The sequence below is a fragment of the Microcystis sp. LE19-195.1E genome (genome assembly GCF_027532095.1).
Classification (GTDB): Bacteria; Cyanobacteriota; Cyanobacteriia; order Cyanobacteriales; family Microcystaceae; genus Microcystis; species Microcystis aeruginosa.
Genome location: NZ_JAPZSZ010000116.1, coordinates 1 through 4,801, shown reverse-complemented (window position 1 = coordinate 4,801; position 4,801 = coordinate 1). Strand labels below are relative to the sequence as shown.

General features: G+C 44.3%; 3 protein-coding genes and 1 tRNA gene. All 4 read left to right on the top strand.

Annotated features, from left to right (window positions below; all coding sequences use genetic code 11):
* Positions 1-422 precede the first annotated feature (422 nt).
* The 4 genes from O9300_RS07030 (at position 423) to O9300_RS07015 (ending at position 4,367) form a co-directional block, all read left to right on the top strand.
* Positions 423-2,651, top strand: coding sequence for a sensor histidine kinase (locus tag O9300_RS07030; protein WP_287970889.1), 2,229 nt, complete (start codon positions 423-425; stop codon positions 2,649-2,651).
* A 77-nt stretch (positions 2,652-2,728) separates the two neighbouring features.
* A tRNA-Phe gene (locus O9300_RS07025) sits at positions 2,729-2,801 on the top strand.
* A 221-nt stretch (positions 2,802-3,022) separates the two neighbouring features.
* Positions 3,023-3,766 carry a HEAT repeat domain-containing protein gene (locus O9300_RS07020; RefSeq protein WP_287970886.1) on the top strand — a complete coding sequence of 248 codons (744 nt, stop codon included), beginning with the start codon at positions 3,023-3,025 and terminating at the stop codon, positions 3,764-3,766.
* Positions 3,750-4,367, top strand: a complete 618-nt coding sequence (locus O9300_RS07015; RefSeq protein ID WP_190722355.1) for a flavin prenyltransferase UbiX — start codon at positions 3,750-3,752, stop codon at positions 4,365-4,367. Before O9300_RS07020 ends, O9300_RS07015 begins: the two co-directional genes overlap by 17 nt.
* Positions 4,368-4,801 lie beyond the last annotated feature (434 nt).

Here is a 4,801-nt window from a genome sequence, read left to right as displayed (position 1 = left end):
CATGATATCAGCCAGACTTGGAAACTATCTCATCAAATTAGTCCCCCCATAGAACCCCCTTGAGCCATCTGGCACACTTTTCTCTTTTTGTCAAATTTTATGTTAAGAAAGATGTGACTAATGGATAGCTTAATAAGGGGGGCAGGGGGGATCGAACCTAAAATCCATTTTTAATTTAATTATAACCAGCTACTTAACTTAAAACTTAAACCTGATCACTGATAACTGGTCACTGATAACTGATAAGCGATCTCAGTATATTGGGGTTGCTTTCTCGTTTTTGCAAAGAAATATATCGAAATGGGCAGCGGATAGGAAAATTCGTGCGAGAATCTAAAGAAATTGTTAAATCGCCCTAGGAGTAGCCAACGATTTTGTGATTATCGATCCAAATCCACCAATTAGCACAAGGGGAGGCTCTTATGGAAAAGCAGCCATCAGAAATCGAGATCGAGCTAGATGCACAGCTAAAAGAGGAGGATTCCGAACAGTTTCTGCGTAGTATATTTAATTCCGTGCAAGCGTCGATTTTTGTGGTGGACGTGCTGGAAAATAGAGATTTTCGCTATGTGGGGGCCAACCCCGTTCATGAACGCTGGACAGGACTGCGCTCATCAGATATTAAAGGCAAAACTCCCGAACAAATCCTTCCCCCCGATGATGCGCGTAGTGTGCGGCAACACTATAGTGATTGTGTACGTTACGGAACGACTATTTCCTACGAACAGTATTTACCTTTTCAAAATATACCCTACTGGTGGCTAACAACTTTAACACCCCTACGGGATAACAATGGGAGCATCTATCGTTTAGTGGGAACCAGTACCAATATCACCGAACGCAAACAGGCCGAAGAAGCTTTAAGATTACAAGCAGAACGAGAACAACTACTGGGGGTAATGCAGGAAAGAATCCGGCAATCGTTGGATCTTGATCGCATTTTGCAAAGAACTGTTAAAGAAGTGCGACAATTTCTCAACTGCGATCGAGTGTTAATTTATCGTTTATTCCCCGATCATAGTGGCATGATTGTGGTGGAATCCCATACTGCGAGGATTAATTCTGTCTTAGGAAACAGGATACAGGATCCCTGTTTTAATTTATCCCCAGAACGTCTGGAAAATTATCGTCGCGGGAGGATTCAAGTTATTGAAAATGTCCATAATTCGGGACTTGATCCCTGTTATCGCAGCCTACTCACCTCTTTGCAAGTACAGGCTAACTTGGTGGTGCCAATTATCTGCGATAACCAACTCTGGGGGTTACTAATTGCCCAAAATTGCCAAAAAACTCGCTCTTGGCAATCCCAAGAAATAGAGCTGCTCAAACAATTAGCCATTCAAGTGGGAATTGCCATTCAACAAGCAGAACTGCACCAACGGGTAAAATGCTTGAATACTGCCCTAGAATCGGAGGTTCAGCAAAGAACCGCCGAATTGCAGATGAGTTTGAAGTATGAAGCATTAATCGGACGGATTACCGAAAAAATTCGCGATAGTCTCGATGAAAATCATATTCTGCAAACCACCACTAGGGAATTAGTCCAGGTTTTACCCGTAGAACGCGCCCAAATTGAGCTTTACGATCCCAGTCGCAGTCAAGCCACTATTGTCCACGAATATACCACTCAAAAGCTTATCTGTCAGGGAATTACCCGTCAAATTAGCGATTTTCCCGAAATCTATCAACCGCTGCTGCACAAACAAATTTTACAATTTGTTGATCGTCTTCCCCTTGGTAATCCGCAAATTGGTCGTGTTAACCGTTGTGCTTGTGCTATCTTTGACGATCAGGGTTTTTTGGGCAATCTTTGGCTAATTCGACCAGCTAATCATATTTTTAACTCTTTAGAAACTAATTTGATTCAACATATTGCCACCGAATGTGCGATCGCTATTCGACAGGCGCGACTTTACGAATCTTCCCAAGCACAAGTGAGGGAATTAGAAAAACTGGAAAGATTAAAAAGCGAATTCTTGAAAACCCTTTCCCATGAACTGCGAACCCCGATTACCAGCATTCGTCTAGCGGTGGAAACCCTAGAAAGTCTCCTAGAATATCAAGGGATCGAGATCGATCCACAGGATTCGATCGGTCAACTGTTGCAAATTCTTAACATTGAATCTCAGCGTCAGAGTAAGTTAGTTAATGATCTGTTGACTTTAACCTATCTGGATGCGGAAACCGAACCCCTGGCGATCGAAGCAATCGACTTACTTTCGTGGCTACCCTTATTAGTGGAACCTTTTCGTCATCTCACCCGTGAGCGACAACAGCAGTTAATTTTAGATATAGATGGGGATATACCGGAGATTAACACCAGTCTGTGTCATATCGAGCGCATCATAGCCGAATTACTTACCAATGCTTCTAAATATACCCCAGAACGAGGGATAATTAGGGTAAATGTGAAGCGTGCGGGGAAGCAAATATTAATTAGTGTGAGCAATTCAGGTGTAGAAATCGCCCCAGAGGAATTATCAAGAATATTCGCCCCTTTTTATCGCATTCCTCACCAAGATCCCTGGCGCTACAGTGGCACCGGTTTAGGTTTAGCTTTAGTCCGCAAACTGATTAAACCCCTGAATGGGACCATCAATGTCACCAGTGCCAATGCTGTCACCACTTTTACCCTCACCTTGCCAATCTAGTCGAGCGGAAAACTTTTTAGAAAAAAACCTTGCAATTATTTCGAGGGCGTGCTATGTTGAGAAAGGACAAAAAAAACGCCGAGATAGCTCAGTTGGTAGAGCAGAGGACTGAAAATCCTCGTGTCCGCGGTTCAAATCCGCGTCTTGGCATCGCAAAAACACGAAAATTTGCCCTGTATTTACTTTCTAGTCTGCTGGGTTTTGTAAGTGCAAGGATGGGCGGTTAGAATGCGTCTTATACCACAGAAAACGGGTTTCTCGGAGAAACCCGTTTTCTACTCATGCAAAACTGAAAAGTCCCCCCAACCAGCAACTACTTTTTGATTTTGGGCTTGACGTAAGCGGTCACGGATTAAGATAATCTAACAAGTATGTACGACAATGAAATCCTAGACCCTAGCAACTCCTTAAATAATCCTCTCGATGGGAGCGATCCAGATCAAGCAGCGGAAATCCCCCCCGATCCAGAGGAAATGCTCTCATTGCTTACTTCTGCTCATGTCAGCGAGAGAATGATCGCGGCCCGCGCCTTTTGTGAATTGCGTGACGAAAGAGCGATCGCTCCTTTACTGGAGATGTTAAGCGATGTCTGTCCCCTAGTGCGTGTCAGTGTCGCCTACGCTTTGGGCAGAAATCCCAGTCTTAGCGCCGTGGCTCCCTTAATCGATTTACTGGCCAGAGATTGGAATGGTTACGTCAGAAAAGGGGTAGTTTGGGCCCTGGGTAACTGTGGTGATCGCAGAGCGATCGAGCCTTTGGTTCATGCTCTCAAAACCGATATTTCGGCGGTGCGATTATGGGCCGCCAGTAGTTTGGCCCAGATTGCCAAGGTCAATTATGAAGATATCATCACCGTCTTGCCGCCTTTAATTGAAGGATTGCGCCGAGATTTAATCGCGGCGGTGCGGAGTAATTGCGCTTGGTCGATCGGTCAATTATGCCGAGAATTGCCCTTAAATGTGATTTATGCCACGGCGATCGATGCTTTGATCGAGGCCTTGGTGGAAGATGAGGATTTAGGTGTCAAGGAAGATGCCAGGGGTGCTTTATTAAAAGTGGGCGACCCGAGAGGATTACAATTGATCGAGGAATTAGAGCTTGAAGGAATTATCTAAACCGCTAATTTTGGGCGTTACGGGGGCATCAGGGCTGATTTATGCCGTCCGTACTCTCAAATATCTACTTTTAGCCGACTACACGATCGATCTAGTGGCCTCCAAATCAGCTTACACTGTCTGGCAAGCAGAAGATAATGTGCGGATGCCTCCAGAACCAGAGCTGCAAGAACAATTTTGGCGCGGCCAATGCGGGGTGATGGAAGGGGGAAAATTACGCTGTCATCGTTGGGGCGATGTGGGGGCAACGATCGCCAGTGGGTCCTATCGCACCCTTGGTATGGTAATTATTCCCTGTAGCATGAGTACAGTGGCCAAATTAGCGGGGGGATTAAGTTCCGATTTGCTAGAAAGGGCGGCCGATGTGCAGATGAAGGAGGGCAGAAAATTGGTTTTAGTACCGCGAGAAACCCCCTTTAGTTTAATTCATCTGCGTAATTTAACCACTTTAGCCGAGGCGGGCGTTAGAATCGTGCCAGCAATACCGGCATGGTATCACCATCCCCAATCGATCGAGGATTTGGTAGATTTTGTCATCGCTCGTACCCTCGATCAGTTAGATATCGATTGTGTGGCCATTAATCGCTGGCAAGGACATTAACAGTTATCAGTGATCAGTGATCAGTGATCAGTGATCAGTTATCAGTGATCAGTTATCAGATGTAAGTTATCAGATGTAAGTTTGGCTCTTCGGTTTGTGTTATGCAATGGACGGGGGTTATAAGGGATGGAACCCTTATATAGAAAGGCATTTAGCGATTTTTGTCAATTATTTTTGATCTAGAGCGAACTAATCAATTAAGTCTCTTGCCAGATAAGGATTTAGTCGATTTATGCCCCCCTATCGAACCATACTAAGTAACGAAGAACCGTAAGTTTTAAGTTAATTAGGGTTTGCTGAAAAAGTCGCTCAAAGAATTATGCTATTGAGTGCCAATAATTTGTCGCCCAAGTGATAAGTTTTACTTGAGTAAAATCACTTTTAACATAATTTTTATTAAAGCGTTGCCGACATCTTAGTTCATCTGTTCGCAG

Excerpts from the sequence above, each read along its gene's own strand:
- O9300_RS07030 (WP_287970889.1), top strand. The coding sequence starts at position 423 with ATGGAAAAGCAGCCATCAGAAATCGAGATCGAGCTAGATGCACAGCTA.
- O9300_RS07020 (WP_287970886.1), top strand. The coding sequence starts at position 3,023 with ATGTACGACAATGAAATCCTAGACCCTAGCAACTCCTTAAATAATCCT.